This window comes from Candidatus Vagococcus giribetii, assembly GCF_017316185.1.
Taxonomy (GTDB): Bacteria; Bacillota; Bacilli; order Lactobacillales; family Vagococcaceae; genus Vagococcus; species Vagococcus giribetii.
On the sequence record NZ_JAFLVX010000015.1, the window covers coordinates 21,430 to 37,988 of the forward strand.

Genomic DNA, 16,559 nt, shown 5'->3' on the forward strand with positions numbered 1-16,559 from the left:
TCTATATCCTAAACACATTCACTAAAGAAGTCAAGCCTTTTATTTCCACAAAAATTTCCCAACTTGTTCAATGACTTCTGAATTATTCTTTAAACGCCCATGACTAGCTTGGTTTCCTGAGACAACGTAACGACTGACTTCATGCCCTTGATTTTTTAGTAAATGATAGATTCCTAATGAGCTATTTAGGGGCACAGTTCCATCTCCTTGCTCTTCTTCTGATACATTTCCACCAATGAGTAGAAAAGAACTTTCCTTTGGTAAACCAGTAACTAAATCAGTGTAATTAGCTAATTGTTCACTCACGACTTGAGGACCTTGTTCTAAAATAGTAGCCTCTGTTTGATTATTGTTGTCGATAAATTCGTTAAAGGGAGAGCCAATTGCCACTAGTTTTTTTATCACAGGCTGACTTTCCTCTTGAGAATAAGTTTCCATGTTTAATAAACTACTGGTGCCTCCCATGGAATACCCAACCACATTGACAGCCTCTACTTGGTAATTAGTTTTTAAATACGTAAGAGCAATCTTTAGCCAATCTGCTTGATGCCACTGATCACTTTTACTATTGCTATAAACCAATCGAACCCCTGGATTATTGTTATTAAATGATCCTTTCAAATCCGTTTCTACATGTAACTCACCTGATTCAGAAACTTCCATCACCATCTCTTGAGTCATTAAGTCATCCTTTTCTAACTGCTTCATCATCGTGTTCATCGTTCGATGATTACCACTATATCCATGAATAAAAATCGTTGGTATAACCGACTTAGAAACTGACTCTTCCTTCTTAGATTCTATTTTTTGTGATGATTTTTCAGGCGTTGAACACCCCGTATAAACTAACAGACATATACCTATCAACATAAGTTGTTTTAATTTCTTCATACAAACTCCTTTCGTATAAAAAAAAGACTGACTATTAAAACGTCAATCTTTTTGTTATTTTATAATTTATCGATTTGGTTGAAATCAAGTTCTGTACTTGTTTCACGACCAAACATATCGATGTTAACTTTTAATTTTTGTTTTTCGTTATCTACTTCAGTAATTTCTCCTGTTAAACCAGAGAAAGCACCTTCAACAATAGTAACAATTTCGCCAACTTCAACGTCAAAATCAACGTCACGTTTACTAATACCTAATTCACCTAAGATATGGTTAATTTCTTCATCTAGTAAAGGAGCTGGTTTACTACCTGCACCGTGAGAACCGACAAATCCAGTAACACCAGGCGTATTACGTACAACATACCATGAGTCGTCAGTCATTGTCATTTCAACTAATACATAACCAGGAAATGTTTTTCTAGCTGACACTTTTTCTTTACCATTTTTGATTTCACGTTCTTCTTGTTCTGGTACAACGACTCTAAAAATAAAGTCTTCCATACCCATACTTTGTGCACGTGATTCAATGTTTGTTTTAACTTTGTTTTCATATCCTGAATAAGTATGTAATACATACCAATGTTTTTCAAATGATTCCATTTCGGTCTTCCCGCCTTTTCTTGATAAAATAAAAAAACCTCAGGATTATCCGAAGTTCTTTTCTTTGTCTACAGTATAGCATTCATACAGGCTTTTTACTAGTAATTTTCACCTTAAACGAATGATTGCATAATAAAGTTAATCACTTGATCCGCAACAAAAAAGAAAGCTGCAAATAGTAATGTTGACTGTAAAACAGTGATAACATCTTTTCTTAATTTTGGTTTTGCTGGCCAAGTAACGATTTTCATTTCTTCGGCAACGCCTTTTAAAAATTTCATGTAGTTTCTCCTTATTAAGTCTTTATTCATCTACTGATTCTTTAAAACCTCTAATATATACCTCACTATTATATCTTTTATTAGACAATTTTTCAAGTTTATAATAAAAAAACAACATTATCACAAGGAGAATGTTGTTTTATTTTGTTTCACTATGTAGTGTGTGTTTTTTACAATATTTACAGAATTTTTTTACTTCTAAACGTTCTCTGCGATTGGCATCGTTGACTGCTTTTGAGTAGTTTCTAGAACCACACACTGAGCAAGCCAATGCTGATTTTCTAATTGCCATAAGGAATCCCTCCTGCTCTTTTAATCGTCAAGTTAATTTATCATCCATTCTAAGTTGTGTCAAATAAAATCCTATTAACAAAATTCTGAAAATTTAAAGAACTTGTTTTGTTTCTCAAAATAGTTATGTTATTATTACACTATAGTAAGAACAAAAATGAAGGGAGCGCTTTTTATGCTTATCGAATCAGTATGTATTCCAAAAAGACAACTAACGACAGTTAACGAATCTTGTACGTTAGAAGATGCTATAACTATTCTTGAAAAATCAGGATTTAGATGTATTCCTGTCTTAGATGAATCAGGTCGAATTTTTAGAGGAAATATTTATAAAATGCATATTTACCGTCACAAAGCAAACGGTGGGGATATGACATTACCAGTAACACATTTAATCAAAAATTCAACTAAGTTTATCCATTTAACATCTTCATTCTTTAAAATCTTCTTTACAATTAAGGAACTTCCTTATATTGCCGTTTTAGATAATGACAACATGTTTTATGGCATTTTAACTCATAGTAGTTTACTAACCATTCTTTCACAATCTTGGAACGTTAAAGAAGGACGCTTCGCATTAACGATTGCCTCAACAGGTAAACAAGGTGATTTAGCTAATATGACTAAAATTATTTCTAAACATTCTGATATTGCTAGCTGTATCACTCTTGATGTGGGTAAAGACGAGTATATTAGAAGAACCATTATTACCTTACCTTCTGACACAACACAAGAAACATGCGACATTATTGTCAAAGCATTAGAGAGAAAAGATTTCTTTGTAGCAGAAATTGAGGATTTAAGTAAAAATTAAAACTGGGTGGGTCAAAAGTCGCTTTTCTCTGAGCAACTGGAGGAACTAAGGAACAATCGGTTTTTTCGATTGATCCTTAGTTGTGAAGTTGTTGAAAGAGCAGACTTTTTATCCCCTGACTAAAAAAGACTATCCCTTGTTAGGGACAGTCTTTTTATTTTTATTTAAATTTTTCAAATTTCACAAATTTGTTCACGTAATAAATGATTGGGGCTGAAACACTCATAATCACTAACTCACTTAAAAATAATGAGCCGTAAGTTCCCCAAAAGAACGCTGAACCAATGGCTTGATTACTTAACATACAAATCATTATGGCAATTAAAACCATGCTAAGTGAAAAGACCAATGTATTAAGTACCATACGTTTTTTCACATCTTTTATCCATCTCTCAGATGCTGCTGTAATGGATAAAGCTAGTAAGGTTTGTCCACCACCAAATAAAACATCAAGTAAACCACCTGTAGAAAAGAATAAATTAAACATCACAACACCTAGAAAAACGCCCCACATAAGCTTTTTATTAAAGACAACAATATGGTTAAGACTTTCTGATACTCTAAATTGAATGGGACCTTGGGCCACTGGAGCCACTACTAGTGTTAAAACTAAATATAGTCCTGCTAATAAACCATTAAAAATTAGAGCTTGCGTATTGGTTTGAACCTCTCTTTTTTCCATTTCCTATTTCTCCTTCCTAGTTTTTTTATCGCAGGATGGTATCAATGAACTGCGGTCACAAAAAAAGCAACGTCCCTATCTTACTCCCATCTGATAAAATTGTCAAAAAAAGCTTTCAAAAGCAACTCTTGAGTCAGAGTGCTTTTGAAAGCTTTTGATTATAATTAATTAGATAGGCGATTAAACCAAGCCACATAAGAATCCACAATAAGTTGTAAAAAGCCAACTGTTTCTTCTTTCATAGTGCCATCTTCGTTGATTAAATTCATAACAGAACCAATATAGGCTTCTGGTTGCGCCATGGCATGAATATTTAAAAAGGTTAAAATTTGTCGCAAGTGGTGATTAGCACCAAACCCACTAACAGCTCCTGGTGACACACTAACAATCGCTCCTGGTTTGTCATTCCATGCGTTAGCCCCGTATGGTCTTGAAGCAATATCTAAGGCGTTTTTCAAGACTGGAGGTACTGAACGGTTATACTCAGGTGTGACAAACACAACACCATCAAGTGCTTTAACCTCTTCACGGAAAGTCTTCCAAGATTCCGGTGTGTTTTCTTCCGTGTCTAAATCTTGGTTATACATCTCTAAGTGACCGATCTCAGGAAATACGATTTCAAACTCTTCAGGGAAAAGCTCTGCCAACTGATTAGCTACTACTCGAGTGAAAGCTTTTTTTCTTAAACTACCTAAAATAAAACCAATGCGTTTTGTCAAATCAATCAAATCCTTTCTTTTCTTCACTACTTACTTTAGTATAGTACAACTAAAGAAATCATTCAAATAAGACTACTTAAAAAAAACACATTTCTAAAAAAAGACTTTTCTTCCAATTTTTGTTATATTACTTGTATTGGTTTAAAAGGAGAGAAACATGAAAAATCCAACTTTACATATTATTGTTAATCCCCAAGCTGGCTCTGGCAATGCTAAAAAGACGTTAGATATCACACGCGCATTTATAACTAAAGAAGAAGTTCCCTATCACCTTTATCTGACTGAATATCCTGGTCACGAAAAAATCATTGCTAAAGAACTAATGGAGACAGTTCTTGAACCATGGCATGATGACAAAGTCTTAAAAACCTTATTAGTCGTGATAGGCGGCGACGGAACCTTACATGAAGTCATTAATACTCTAGCCTCTCAGCCTCTTATCCCAGTGGCTTATTTACCTGCCGGTTCAGGCAATGACTTTGCTCGAGGTTTAGGTTTAACGAGAAAAACAAAAAAAGATTTAGCACGTTTAATTAAAGTGACTAAGCCAACACCGATTCCTTTAATTGCAACTCAGTTTGAGCAAAAAGATGCGCCTCAATTAGTTTTGAATAACATAGGTATTGGATTAGATGCCAATATTGTCTCAACAGCAAATAATTCAAAAACAAAAGATTTTCTAAATAAGATTCATCTAGGTTCTTTGGCTTATTTAGCTTCTATCTTCCATGTTTTAAAAGAACAACATGCCTTTCCTGTAACATTTGATACTTTAGGTGAGAAAAAACATTTTAAAAAAGCTTATTTATGTTCAATCACCAACCATCCTTACTTTGGTGGTGGTGTGGCGATTGATCCAACCGCAAATATCAAGCAAGCTAAAATGAGTGTTGTCTTACTTGAGAAAGTTAATTTAGCTGTCTTAATTTATCTGGTGATTCGTTTACTGATGAAAAATCATCTAAGCTCTAAATACATTCATCATTTTGTGACGGATCAATTAGCTGTCACCTCGACTCATCCTGAATTCTGTCAAACAGATGGTGAGATAGTTGGTAAAGAAGCACAAGTGATTCAGTGCACCATGACCAGTCGTCTCTTTTGGATCTAAAAAAGAAGCCTCTTTCTATTTACAGAAAAGGCTTCTTTTTCATTAATTGGCTAAAAAATCATAAGGAGTGATACCTTCCATACCAATCATAGGATCGATACTCCCTTTAAGAACTAACTCAGGCAATAACTCATACGTATCTGGCGCTTCAGGTGCGATGTCATCAAAGAGCGTAATCACCTTGTCGGACTCTTTAGAAGATGCGCCTTCGACTTCTTTAGGTGCTTCTAATTCTTCTTTGACTGCTTCTGTTTTTTCCGCTTCGTAAAGAGCCATCTGACTCTCTTGGTTTTTTAGTGCCTCTTCGTCTTCCACTAATCGATACCTTAACGTCGTTTGTCTTGGTATCATTTCGCTTTCAATGGCTAAACGAAAAGCCTCTTTTTCCCCTAATAAAATCAAAAAATCTTTACTTCTTGTAACGGCTGTATAAATTAATTTTCTCTGAAGCATTCGCCCGTATTGTTTGACTAAAGGTAAAATCACCATTTGGAATTCACTACCTTGAGATTTATGAATCGAACACGCATAAGCCAAAGTAAATTTATTCCACTCTGGACGTTTGTAAACAACTTCTGTTTCATCAAATAAAAGGGTTAATTCATCAATTTTATCTTCTGTTTCTTTGCCGTATGTAATTCCTGTAATTTCTCCCATGTCTCCATTAAACACGTTGTACTCTGGGCTATTAACTAAGTGTAGGACCTTGTCCCCTATACGGTAAACTTTATCAAGCCACTTAACTTCTTTTCTAGTCCCAGACTCATTGCCATTTAAAATAGACTGCATCATTTGGTTTAATTGGTCAATCCCTGCTTTACCTCGGTACATAGGAGCTAACACTTGAACGTCTTGAGAAGAGAAGCCTTTGTCCTGTGCTCTTAAAACAACTTGTTCGACAACAGACTCAATCTGGTTCACTGAACAAGGAATAAAGGAACGATCTTTTTGATTGACCATTAAATCCTCAGGTAGAACCCCATTCTTAATGCTATGAGCTAAAGAAATAATCGTTGAACCATCTTCTTGGCGGTAAATATCTGTTAACTCTCGCTTAGGTATCTCTTGAACCCCTAACAAATCAGTCAATACTTGACCAGGTCCAACTGAAGGGAGCTGATCTTTATCTCCCACAAAAATAACTTGCATGTTATTAGGAATGGCTTTTAATAAGGTATTGGCTAACCATGTGTCTACCATGGACATTTCGTCTACAATAAGTAAGCCACCTTCAAGTTCTTTCGATTCTTCTAAGACTTCTTTTTCACGACCCGTCAGTCCTAACAAACGATGAATCGTGCTAGCTGGTAAGCCTGTCATTTCATTCATTCTCTTAGCTGCTCGACCTGTTGGTGCTGCTAAAAGAATAGGAAAAATATCTTGAGTGTAGTCCTCTAAATCTAATGATAACCCGTTTAATTCAGCAAACAAGGTCACAATCCCATTTACCACAGTGGTTTTCCCTGTACCTGGTCCACCTGTCAAAATAAAGAAAGGTGACATAATCGCTTCTTTAATCGCTTTGATTTGAGAAGGCCCATAAGAAATATCAAATAGTTTTTCTATTGACTTAATCCCTTTAGTTACTTCCTCTTCTGGGTAATGGATTTGTTTCTTACGCTTTAATAATCGTTTAATAGATGTGGTTATACCGACTTCTGAAAAATAGAGTGATTTCTCATAAAGCTTCGTACCTTCTTGGATCACGACACCTTCTTCTGATAGATTGATCACCTCATCAGCAACAGCCGTTGGATTGATTTCAACTGGACGACTCGATTCTAACGTTCTTAAGGTCGCTTCTAGTAGTTGACGAGCCTCCATGTAAGTATCCCCTGTATTTAAACAACTTTGAAACAATTCATGGACAAGAGCTGCTCGAATTCGTTGAGATGAATCTGCTGCAATGCCGATTCTTTCAGCTAAAGCATCAGCCTTTTTAAAGCCCACACCCTCAATATCCTCGACTAATTTATAAGGATTTTCATTAACAATTGCTAAGGTCTCTTCTTTATAAAACTGATAAATGCTAAAGGCTAGTTGATTCCCAAATCCATATTGATTTAGACCAATAATAATTTGCTCCATACCGTAGTTATCTTTTACCGTTTCTACTAAAGTCGCAATTTTTTTATCAGTTAAGCCTTTAATACCTGTTAAACAATCAGGATTTTCAATAATTTTATCAATGGCATCATTTCCTAGTGTCATAACAATATTTTCTGCGATTTTTTTCCCAATCCCTGGAAATTTATCACTGGAAAGAAATTGAATCATCCCAGCTTGTGAGGTCGGTTTATCCTGCTGATAACTTTCTACTTTAAGCTGTTCTCCGTATCTTGGATGATTCACGATGTCACCATAAAAACGATAGACTTCATCTTCCTGAATCTGACCAAATGTACCGGTCACAACGATTTCTTGCGCCATATAAGGCGTGTTTGTGTCTTTGACATTGACTAACAACACTTTATAGAAATTAGTTGTATTCTCAAAAAAAGTCGTCACGACTTGTCCAACAATATAATTTTTTTCATCGTTTTCAGTCATCAATAGGTGACACTCCTTTCTTGAGATATCTTATTTAGTCAAAAAACTATCATCATTCCATAGCTCTAAAGTGTACACGCCATCTGTCACGTCCACTATACTTAAGCTATTGTTGTTTAATCCACCTTGTTTTCTAATCTCTGGTAAGGGTGTTCCCACTAGGGTTTGAATGATACCACCTAGCGTCATACCATGACTGACAAATAACAAAGGACCCGTTGAAGCTTCTGCTATTTTTTCTTTGACATAAGGCACGCTTCGCTCAAGCATCTCCTCAAAGGTTTCTCCTTTAAAGGGAGTTGGGTCATAATCAGCTGGATTACTTCTCATTGCTTGCATTTGTTTCGGGTATAACTCTTTGCCTAAAGCTATTTTTTGGCCTTCTAAATCGCCTAAACCTAACTCTTTTAGTTCGTCACTTAAGACAATCTCAGGTTTTATTTGTAACTCACTCACAATACCCTCTACCGTTTTAACAGTTCGTGACATTGGACTGCAATAAATTGTTTCAAATGACACCTCTTTTAGGTACTCACCTAACTGCCTAATTTCCTCATAACTTTCAGGTAGTAGCGGCGAATCTCCTGTCATCCCCTGGAAACGTCTTGCTTGATTCCACTCTGTTTTGCCATGTCTTGTAAAATATAGTTTCACCCATAATCCTCCTTAGCTTAACTTATCATTCTCATAAATGTGGGTCTTTTCTAAATTAGGAAAATCTTGTTGTTTAAGTGCTTCGTAGATAATTAAGGCTGCTGTATTAGATAGATTTAAAGAACGCACATGCTCATCGTTCATCGGAATTCTAATACAACCGTCTTCGTATTCACGCATAAACGTCTCGGGTAAACCTGTTGTTTCTTTACCAAAAATAAAGTAATGGTTCTTGCCATCATTGTAGTTCACATCACTGTATGTTTTGCGAGCAAATTTACTAACTAAGTGTAGTTCTTCTCCTTCAATAGAAGCTAAAAAGCTCTCTAAATTAGGATGATATGTAATATTAACATCATGCCAATAATCAAGTCCGGCACGTTTTAAATGTTTATCATCTACAGAAAAACCAAGTGGTTCAATCAGATGAAGAGGTGTGTTAGTTGCTGCACATGTTCTCGCAATATTTCCAGTATTTGCTGGAATTTGAGGTTCAAATAGGACAATATGATTCATTTATTTAACTTCTTTCTTTTATAAAATTTATCTTGAATGGCTTAATTTTAACATAAAAAAAAACGTATCGCCTCGGTGTCAGTTCACTGCGAGTCGTTACGTTGATGAGAGCCATCCCTCAACAACTTTTATCAGAACAGGAATCTGATAAAAACCTTTGAAAATGACTTTACAACAGTATATCACCTAATCACAAGATATACAACTAGTGAAACTGAAAATTACGCTTTTTTTCCAACCAATATTTTCACATCAATAGTTAATTCTTTAAAAGGATGTTTTCTTGCGTACTCTTTAGCTTCCTCGCTTGCTCCCCAGTGGATTGGAGACATTTTCAAGATGTCTTCATAATCTTTGTGAAAAACTGGATATGTGTACGTTAAACGCTCTTCACTAACTAACTGGATATCCTTCTTAAATTTGTCATAGACTTGCTCATTTGAGTAATGTTGTTTGTCCTCATTGTCATGGTAAAAACTCTCTCGCATTTCTTTTAAATAACCTGACTCAGGAATCACTTTAATAATGACACCTTCTTCAGATAGAACGCGTTTCATTTCTTCATAATGACTCGGTGAAAAGATATTAAGTAACACATCAATGCTTTGATCTTGAAAAGGCATTTGGGTAACATCTCCAATAAAGAAAAAGCCTTGATCTGAAAAATCACTGGCTAGTTGAACACCATCTTTAGATAAGTCAAATCCAATAAAGTTTTTTTCTAGCAAGTTTGCTTTTAGACGTTCGACAAAACTACCCTCACCACACCCCATATCGACAATCGTCTCACTTTGACGACTTGCTTCAATCAACTGAGTTAACTTTGTTTCTAAAGGCGCATACAATCCTTGTTGAATCATATTTCTTCGGCTAAGTAACATCTCTTTATCGTAATCACTCGTTAAGTGGTGATTAGGAAAATGAATCGTTCCTTTTTTAGATAAATCAAATCCATGATTATTCTGACACACCATGGTATTTCCCTTAATAGCCGTAAACTCAGCTTGGCATTTAGGGCATTGAAACAAATCTAAATGAGCCGTCAAAAAATCACGGCCATTATCTATCTTCTTTTTTAACATGCTTAAATGAACTCCTTCATTAATATTCTCTTTATTCTAACATAAAAAACTCTCGAATTGCTTCATGCTTATGCTATACTATGGATAAATTATTGTTTTATATTGGAGGATTATGTTGTGATTATCAAAGAATTTTGCGCTGAAAACTTTACTAACATTCCTAACGCTATTGCCTCAGGGGCAAATCGTATTGAATTATGCGATAACTTAGCTGTTGGTGGCACGACTGTTAGCAAAGGGGTTATGACTGAGACTATTGCTTATTGTAGCGAAAAAAATATTCCTGTCTTTCCAATTATTCGTCCTCGTGGAGGCAACTTTATCTACACAGATACTGAAATTAAAATTATGGAAGCAGATATTTATGAAGCCAAACAGCTAGGAGCAGACGGCGTGGTCATTGGTTGTTTAAACGAAAATAACTGGATCGATGAAGAGGCTATGGAAATCTTATTAGATGCAGCTTCTGGTATGCAAGTGACTTTCCACATGGCTTTTGATGTGATGAGTCGTGACAACCAATTTCAAGCTATTGATTGGTTAGCAGAACGTTCTGTTGACCGTATTTTAACTCATGGTGGCATGAGCGGCACACCTATTGAACAAAACCTAGAGTACATTAATGATTTAATGTCTTACGCCAACAACCGCATCACCTTACTTCCTGGTGGTAATGTTTCTTATAAAAACATTGACGCTGTTACTTCTTTCTTACAAGTAAAAGAAGTCCACGGCACTAAGATTGTTGACTTTCCATTTAAATAAACAGCTCACTAATAGATAAAATAAACACCTATGAATCAGTGTTGATTCATAGGTGTTTTATTGTTTTGAAGGCTTTATCTTTCCTAGCATTAACTCTGAAAAAGCTAGTTTATAATCAGCATTTATAGCAACATTCATTGATTTTGTATGAGAAAATGATGTGCCATAAACAGGGACAATATCAGGGAATTCTTGTTGAATTTTCCTCGTCAATAAACTTAACATCTGAGTCGCTAAGCCTCTTCCCTCTAAAGTATTGTCTAAAATTTCAATCCCAATCTCCCAAACATACTGCCCCGTGTTATTAACACCACATACAGCTTTTAACTCGCCTTGTTCATAATAACCCAAACCTAGCATGTCCTCGTCTGTCTTGGAATAACAAAAAGCTTCTTTGATTCGAGTGTCATACTTAAACGATGGTATCTCTTCTTTTGAAATAAAAACAAATCGCTCATCTGTTATGACTGGTTCGGATAGCTTCTTTTTAGGGATAAAGAAAGGCGCCATACGAGTGATTTCCACATCATACTTTTGAAGTATTTCTTCAATATCTTTTAAATTAGGCACTTCAAATAACCAAGCACTCTGTCTTGATCCGTACTTACTCTTTAATTCTGCTGTTAGTTGTTCATTGGTTGTTCGCACATAGATTCGGTTGTTATAAGAAACAATACTCCCCTCTTCTCGTGCCCAATACCTAAAGCGATTATCACTTTGATTGGTCGTAAAAACATTCTCTTGTAACTCAGTATTTGTTGCACTAAAATCAATTTCAAATTGCTTTTCTAAAAGTGATTTCATCTAGATACCTCACATTTTCTTGTCTTTTTTTAGAGAGAAAATCAGCCACATAATTAATAAAATAGATAAAATAATCAAGTAGAACCAACCATATTCTGAATCTATTTTTGGTAAATTAATATTCATCCCATAAAACCCTGTAATTAAGGTTGGAATCGCAATAGCTAAGGACCAAACTGTTAAAAATTTCATCGTATCATTTAGATTATTATTCATAATACTATCAAAAATACTCGAAATTTTATTCACAATTTTAGCTTCCAAATCTGCCATGTGTGTAATCTGCTCAGCTTCGATTAGTACGTCTTCTAAGCGCTCATTATCTTGCGGTGATAAACTTTGACCCAATTTAGATTTTAGCAATAGATTAAGGACGTCCACATTACTCTCTGTGGCACTTTCAAAAAAGGTTAAAGTCTGTTGTAAATAAGATAATTTCACTAAATCTCGATTAGTTAGTTTTTTAGTTAACAAATCATCTAATACGTGACGTTCTTTGGTGAGCTCTCTCAACACAGGAATGTAGCTATCAACTAAATAGTATAACCCTTCTAGCATAAAAGAAGTTGGTGTGTACTCATTGTCCGTACTCATATTTTGAGTCAAGTCAGCAACCCCTGCAATAGCGTCTCCCTCATTGAAAGTAAACAACGTGTCATGCTTGATTAAAAAACTAACTGGGCGTGAAATATAGCGACTTTGTCCGTCTACTTTAGCCGGAATATGCATAATAATTAGCTCTAATCCTTCAACAGGATCGTGGATATAATTACTTTGTTCATAAATATCGGTGACATAATCCAAAATCTCTAACGGGACGTCATAATCACCTAGTAAGACGTTTTTCTCGTGTTCTGTTAGTTGTTTGGTTTCAACCCATTTCATGTGTTTATTGACTTTATGTTCTAGTAACATGTGCTCATCTCCCCTTACTGACAATCTAATCTCTTCTAATTTAATCATAACATAAAGAAAAAGCCACTGGGAAAGAACAATTGGTTCTTTTCCAGTAACTTTTCTTAAGTATCACATTTCAATTAAAAATCCCATAAAGAGTCTAGCAATATTAAAGTAAATTAACACACTGGTTAAATCACTTAAAGTTGTAATAAAGGGCCCACTTGCTACAGCTGGGTCAAAGCCGATTTTTTCCATTAAAATAGGAATAAAGCTACCTGCTAAGTTAGCCACCGTAATAGCGCAAAGCATAGCAATCCCAATCACAAAGCCTAGAACAAAGTTATGCTTCCAAAAACCAACCACAACAAAAATCACGACACCTGTCACTAAACCAGTGATTAAACCCGTTAGGACTTCATTAATCACTAACTTAAAGAAATTATTGTCTTTATCATCTGAGATGGCTAGTTTTCTAACGGCTACGGCTAAGGATTGAGTCCCCGCATTTCCCGCTGTCCCTGTAATCAGAGAAATAAAAACAGCTAAAATACTCGCTTCATTAATCAACAACTCATAATGACTGATTAAAGTCGCTGTCGACATACCTAAGAACAGTAACGTAATTAACCACGGCAAACGTTTAATGGAAGCCTTCAAAGGTGTTTCTGCTGTAGCTTCTACGTCAACCCCGGCTAAACCAGAATAGTCACTAGTTGCCTCATCATCAATAACGTCAATAATATCATCTACTGTAATAATTCCTAGCAGTTCTTTTCTTGAGTTCACTACTGGAATCGCTAAAAAGTCATAATCTCGAATGGTTTTAGCAACATCTTCTTGGTCTTCTGTTACATCAACAGAAATCACACGCTCTTCCATCATATCTGAAATCAACGTGTCATCATCATTAATGATTAACTCTCTTAAAGATAATACCCCTGCCAAATGATTGTCTTTATCTACCACGTACACATAATAAATCACTTCGGCTTCGCTTGCTTTTTTTCTAAGTAAAGTCAAAGCAGAGCGAATAGTTTGGTTAGCGACAATGGAGATATATTCCGTCGTCATAATCGCTCCAGCAGTCTTATCTTCATAACCTAATAAGACTTTAATGCGGTTTACATGCTCTGAAGGCATTAAGCTTAAGTATTTCAATGCATCTTCTTTATCTAATTGATGTAAAATATCGGCAGCATTATCTGCGTACATTTCACTTAACATATCTGCCACATATCGAGGTGCCATCTCAGTCAAATAATCTTTCATATCCTCATGGTCTTCCTCAATCACGTCAAACATATCTGCCGTTTCTTTTGGCGATAAGTATGTGTATAAACGAAGTCGCTCACTTTGATCCAAAGAAAAATAAAATTGTCCTTGTTCATAGAGATGCCACTCTAAAAAAGTTTCTCTAAATTCGTTGATTCGATCTGCATGAAGCAATTGTCTTAATGACTCAAATTGCATCTCCATATCTAAGTTTTCGTTCATTAAGTGGCTCCCCCTTTTTAGTGTCCCATAACTGCCTTCATGTCTTCTGGCAATTCAGCTTCTAAGACAATAAGCTCTTGGGTAAAGGGGTGTTTAAATTCTAATCTGGCACAATGTAGCGCTTGTCTATCTATCCCTAATCCCATATCTCCATCGTATAGGCTATCTCCAAGTAAGGGACAACCCACACCTGAAAAGTGTACTCTTATCTGATGGGTCCGCCCTGTCTTTAATTGAATACCGACTTGTGCTACGGTATCAGTTACTTCTTCTAACCAATAGTCTGTGATAGCTTCCTGACCGTCTTCTCTTACTTGTCTTTTAATTAATGACGTTTCATCTCGTCCAATACGTAGAGTTATCTGCCCCTTTTCAGATAACTCATCAATCTGGCCACTCACTAATGCTGTGTAATATTTTTTTAATTCTTTACTTTGCAATTGTTTATCTAACATGGCATGAGCAAATCCATGCTTAGCAAATAACATCAACCCTGTTGTATCTCTGTCTAATCTAGTGACGACATGAACCACTCGATTAACATAGTTTTGCGAATTGTAATAATGTTTGACTCGGTGAGCCATCGTCCCTACTGGGTGATACTGAGCAGGAATCGAAGCGACTTGTTTGGGTTTATTCACCACTAAAAAATGGTCATCTTCAAATACAATATCAATGGGTGCCTCATAAGGAATTAATGTTTCATGCTCACCCTCATCAGGTATCACAATTTTCACTTCATCCCCAGGGACAACCATGTACAGTGCATTTTGAATCTGATCATTCACTGACATTTCTCCGCCATGAAATTTAATTTTTGCTAATAATTTTTTTGAAACACCTTTGCTTTTTAAAAACGTTTTTAACTTAACGGACTCTTCCGTCACTTGCCAAACAAATTCCATGCCTTGCTAATTCCCCTTATTCCCCAATAAACGCATCATTGACTCGGCGCCAAAAATGCGTGTGTCGATATGATGCAAAGTGAATCCGTTGTTCGGATAATTTCACTGTCACTGTGTCTAGATTATCTTCTGTCATCACCAAATGATCAATATGAAGCTGGTAACTCTCATCTTCTGCTAAATTAAGCGTAATCCACTCGTCTTTAGCAATAATCAGTGGTGAACCTAATGAACGATACACTCGGTTATTAATCGAAGCTACTTCGTTTAGTTGAATCGCATTCACTCGTGGATGAATTACAGCACCACCTAAACTTTTGCTGTACGCTGTTGATCCCGTTGGTGTTGAGACAGATAAACCATCTCCTCTAAATTTTTCAAACAGCTCTTCCTTAATAAAAACTTCTGATACCATAGTGCGATTTAAATTTTTAACAGTTGCTTCATTCAAGGCTAAAAACTGCTTATCTTGACGCGTGTCATTATACGTTAAGGTCACGTCAAGTAAGGGATAAGACACGCTTTTTGACGTATCTTCACATAAACTACTGACAAGTAAATCTAACTCATAATCTCGCCAGTCCGTATAAAAACCTAAATGACCGGTATGTACACCAATGAATCTAATCCGGTCTAACTCATGAGAATAAGCATGAAACGCACCTAAGAGCGTTCCATCTCCACCTACAGTAATCACCACATCTGGTTTCACCTTATCGATTTCAAAGTTAGCAACACGCAATTTGTCTTGTAACTCTTTAGCTACTTGTTGTGATTTAGGTTCCTGATTGGCAACAACTGCTATTTTCATAATGGCGGATCTCCTTCTTCTGATTTATTGGATCTTAATGAATTCTTTGGTCGGCGATAAGAAAACATATGTTGAGCTTCTTGAATCTCATCTCTAATTTTAGACATCTCTTCATCTAGTAAAAAGGCAGCTTCTGCTGTTTTTTCGAGACGTGTATTAATTTCTTCAGGAAATTCACCTTGATATTTATAATTTAAAGAGTGTTCGATAGTCGCCCAAAAATTCATTGCTAAAGTTCTAATTTGGATTTCTACTAATATATTTTTTTCTCCTGAAATAAGTTGAACAGGATACTGGATAACCACATGGTAAGAACGATAACCACTGGCTTTTTTATTTTCAATGTAATCTCTCTCGTGAATGACTTTAAAGTCTTTTCTGCGTCTTAATAAATCCACCACTTCGTAGATATCCTCTACAAATTGGCACATAATTCTAATGCCTGCAATATCTTGTAAATCAGTATCAATTCTTTCAGGCTCAATGCTTCTAAGTTTTGCTTTTAGCATAATACTATCTTCAGTCTTCACACGACCTGTAACAAATTCAATCGGTGTATGAAGATTGTTTTCTTTATATTGTTGCCTAATACTTTTCAGTTTCACCTTAAGCTCTGAAACAGCTTGTTCATACGGGGCTAAAAATAATTTCCATTCATTTTCTATCATTTTCTTTTCCACACCCTTA

The 16,559-nt window shown here is 35.6% G+C and carries 19 protein-coding genes; 3 read left to right on the forward strand and 16 right to left on the reverse strand.

Annotation, left to right across the window (positions count from 1 at the left end):
• Window positions 1–39: 39 nt before the first annotated feature.
• The 4 genes from DOK76_RS05015 to rpmG all read right to left on the reverse strand — a co-directional run bounded on the left by DOK76_RS05015 (window position 40) and on the right by rpmG (window position 2,066).
• Window positions 40–891, reverse strand: coding sequence for an alpha/beta hydrolase (locus DOK76_RS05015; protein ID WP_206965424.1), 852 nt, complete (start codon window positions 889–891; stop codon window positions 40–42).
• 59 nt (window positions 892–950) lie between these two features.
• A complete protein-coding gene (gene nusG, locus DOK76_RS05020) occupies window positions 951–1,493 on the reverse strand; it encodes a transcription termination/antitermination protein NusG (protein ID WP_206965425.1) in 543 nt (180 codons plus the stop codon).
• Between the two features lie 113 nt (window positions 1,494–1,606).
• A complete protein-coding gene (gene secE, locus DOK76_RS05025) occupies window positions 1,607–1,774 on the reverse strand; it encodes a preprotein translocase subunit SecE (protein ID WP_206965426.1) in 168 nt (55 codons plus the stop codon).
• Between the two features lie 139 nt (window positions 1,775–1,913).
• Complete coding sequence (gene rpmG, locus DOK76_RS05030; protein WP_086341202.1) at window positions 1,914–2,066, reverse strand: 50S ribosomal protein L33; 153 nt, start codon at window positions 2,064–2,066, stop codon at window positions 1,914–1,916.
• A gap of 174 nt (window positions 2,067–2,240) precedes the next feature.
• Between rpmG and cbpA the strand changes: the two genes are divergently transcribed.
• Complete coding sequence (gene cbpA / locus DOK76_RS05035; protein WP_206965427.1) at window positions 2,241–2,879, forward strand: cyclic di-AMP binding protein CbpA; 639 nt, start codon at window positions 2,241–2,243, stop codon at window positions 2,877–2,879.
• A 160-nt stretch (window positions 2,880–3,039) separates the two neighbouring features.
• Here cbpA and DOK76_RS05040 read toward each other — a convergent pair whose 3' ends face one another.
• Entirely contained in the window at window positions 3,040–3,561 is a 522-nt protein-coding gene (locus DOK76_RS05040; RefSeq protein WP_206965428.1) for a QueT transporter family protein, read from the reverse strand.
• 164 nt (window positions 3,562–3,725) lie between these two features.
• A complete protein-coding gene (locus tag DOK76_RS05045; RefSeq protein WP_206965429.1) occupies window positions 3,726–4,280 on the reverse strand; it encodes an NADPH-dependent FMN reductase in 555 nt (184 codons plus the stop codon).
• 157 nt (window positions 4,281–4,437) lie between these two features.
• Between DOK76_RS05045 and DOK76_RS05050 the strand changes: the two genes are divergently transcribed.
• Window positions 4,438–5,391, forward strand: a complete 954-nt coding sequence (locus DOK76_RS05050; RefSeq protein WP_206965431.1) for a diacylglycerol/lipid kinase family protein — start codon at window positions 4,438–4,440, stop codon at window positions 5,389–5,391.
• A 42-nt stretch (window positions 5,392–5,433) separates the two neighbouring features.
• Here the strand turns inward: DOK76_RS05050 and recD2 are convergent, their stop codons facing one another.
• From recD2 to DOK76_RS05070, 4 genes are all read right to left on the reverse strand, one after another.
• Window positions 5,434–7,941, reverse strand: coding sequence for an SF1B family DNA helicase RecD2 (gene recD2, locus DOK76_RS05055; RefSeq protein WP_206965432.1), 2,508 nt, complete (start codon window positions 7,939–7,941; stop codon window positions 5,434–5,436).
• Window positions 7,942–7,971: 30 nt separating this feature from the next.
• Complete coding sequence (locus tag DOK76_RS05060; RefSeq protein ID WP_206965433.1) at window positions 7,972–8,595, reverse strand: histidine phosphatase family protein; 624 nt, start codon at window positions 8,593–8,595, stop codon at window positions 7,972–7,974.
• Between the two features lie 12 nt (window positions 8,596–8,607).
• The gene (trmL, locus tag DOK76_RS05065) at window positions 8,608–9,111 is read right to left on the reverse strand and encodes a tRNA (uridine(34)/cytosine(34)/5-carboxymethylaminomethyluridine(34)-2'-O)-methyltransferase TrmL (RefSeq protein WP_206965434.1); all 504 of its coding nucleotides are present in this window, start codon (window positions 9,109–9,111) and stop codon (window positions 8,608–8,610) included.
• Between the two features lie 221 nt (window positions 9,112–9,332).
• Entirely contained in the window at window positions 9,333–10,193 is an 861-nt protein-coding gene (locus DOK76_RS05070) for a methyltransferase domain-containing protein (protein WP_206965435.1), read from the reverse strand.
• A 120-nt stretch (window positions 10,194–10,313) separates the two neighbouring features.
• On the opposite strand from DOK76_RS05070, the gene DOK76_RS05075 reads away from it, so the two are divergent.
• Window positions 10,314–10,958 carry a copper homeostasis protein CutC gene (locus tag DOK76_RS05075; protein WP_206965745.1) on the forward strand — a complete coding sequence of 215 codons (645 nt, stop codon included), beginning with the start codon at window positions 10,314–10,316 and terminating at the stop codon, window positions 10,956–10,958.
• A 57-nt stretch (window positions 10,959–11,015) separates the two neighbouring features.
• Here the strand turns inward: DOK76_RS05075 and DOK76_RS05080 are convergent, their stop codons facing one another.
• From DOK76_RS05080 to yjbM, 6 genes are all read right to left on the reverse strand, one after another.
• The gene (locus DOK76_RS05080) at window positions 11,016–11,762 is read right to left on the reverse strand and encodes a GNAT family N-acetyltransferase (RefSeq protein ID WP_206965436.1); all 747 of its coding nucleotides are present in this window, start codon (window positions 11,760–11,762) and stop codon (window positions 11,016–11,018) included.
• Between the two features lie 9 nt (window positions 11,763–11,771).
• Window positions 11,772–12,677 (reverse strand): magnesium transporter CorA family protein, encoded by a 906-nt coding sequence (locus DOK76_RS05085; protein ID WP_206965437.1) that lies wholly within the window; start codon window positions 12,675–12,677, stop codon window positions 11,772–11,774.
• 111 nt (window positions 12,678–12,788) lie between these two features.
• A complete protein-coding gene (mgtE, locus tag DOK76_RS05090; RefSeq protein WP_206965438.1) occupies window positions 12,789–14,156 on the reverse strand; it encodes a magnesium transporter in 1,368 nt (455 codons plus the stop codon).
• Between the two features lie 17 nt (window positions 14,157–14,173).
• Window positions 14,174–15,061, reverse strand: coding sequence for an RluA family pseudouridine synthase (locus DOK76_RS05095; protein ID WP_206965439.1), 888 nt, complete (start codon window positions 15,059–15,061; stop codon window positions 14,174–14,176).
• A 16-nt stretch (window positions 15,062–15,077) separates the two neighbouring features.
• Window positions 15,078–15,872, reverse strand: coding sequence for an NAD kinase (locus DOK76_RS05100; RefSeq protein ID WP_206965441.1), 795 nt, complete (start codon window positions 15,870–15,872; stop codon window positions 15,078–15,080).
• Window positions 15,869–16,540, reverse strand: coding sequence for a GTP diphosphokinase (gene yjbM / locus DOK76_RS05105; RefSeq protein WP_206965443.1), 672 nt, complete (start codon window positions 16,538–16,540; stop codon window positions 15,869–15,871). Before yjbM ends, DOK76_RS05100 begins: the two co-directional genes overlap by 4 nt.
• Window positions 16,541–16,559 lie beyond the last annotated feature (19 nt).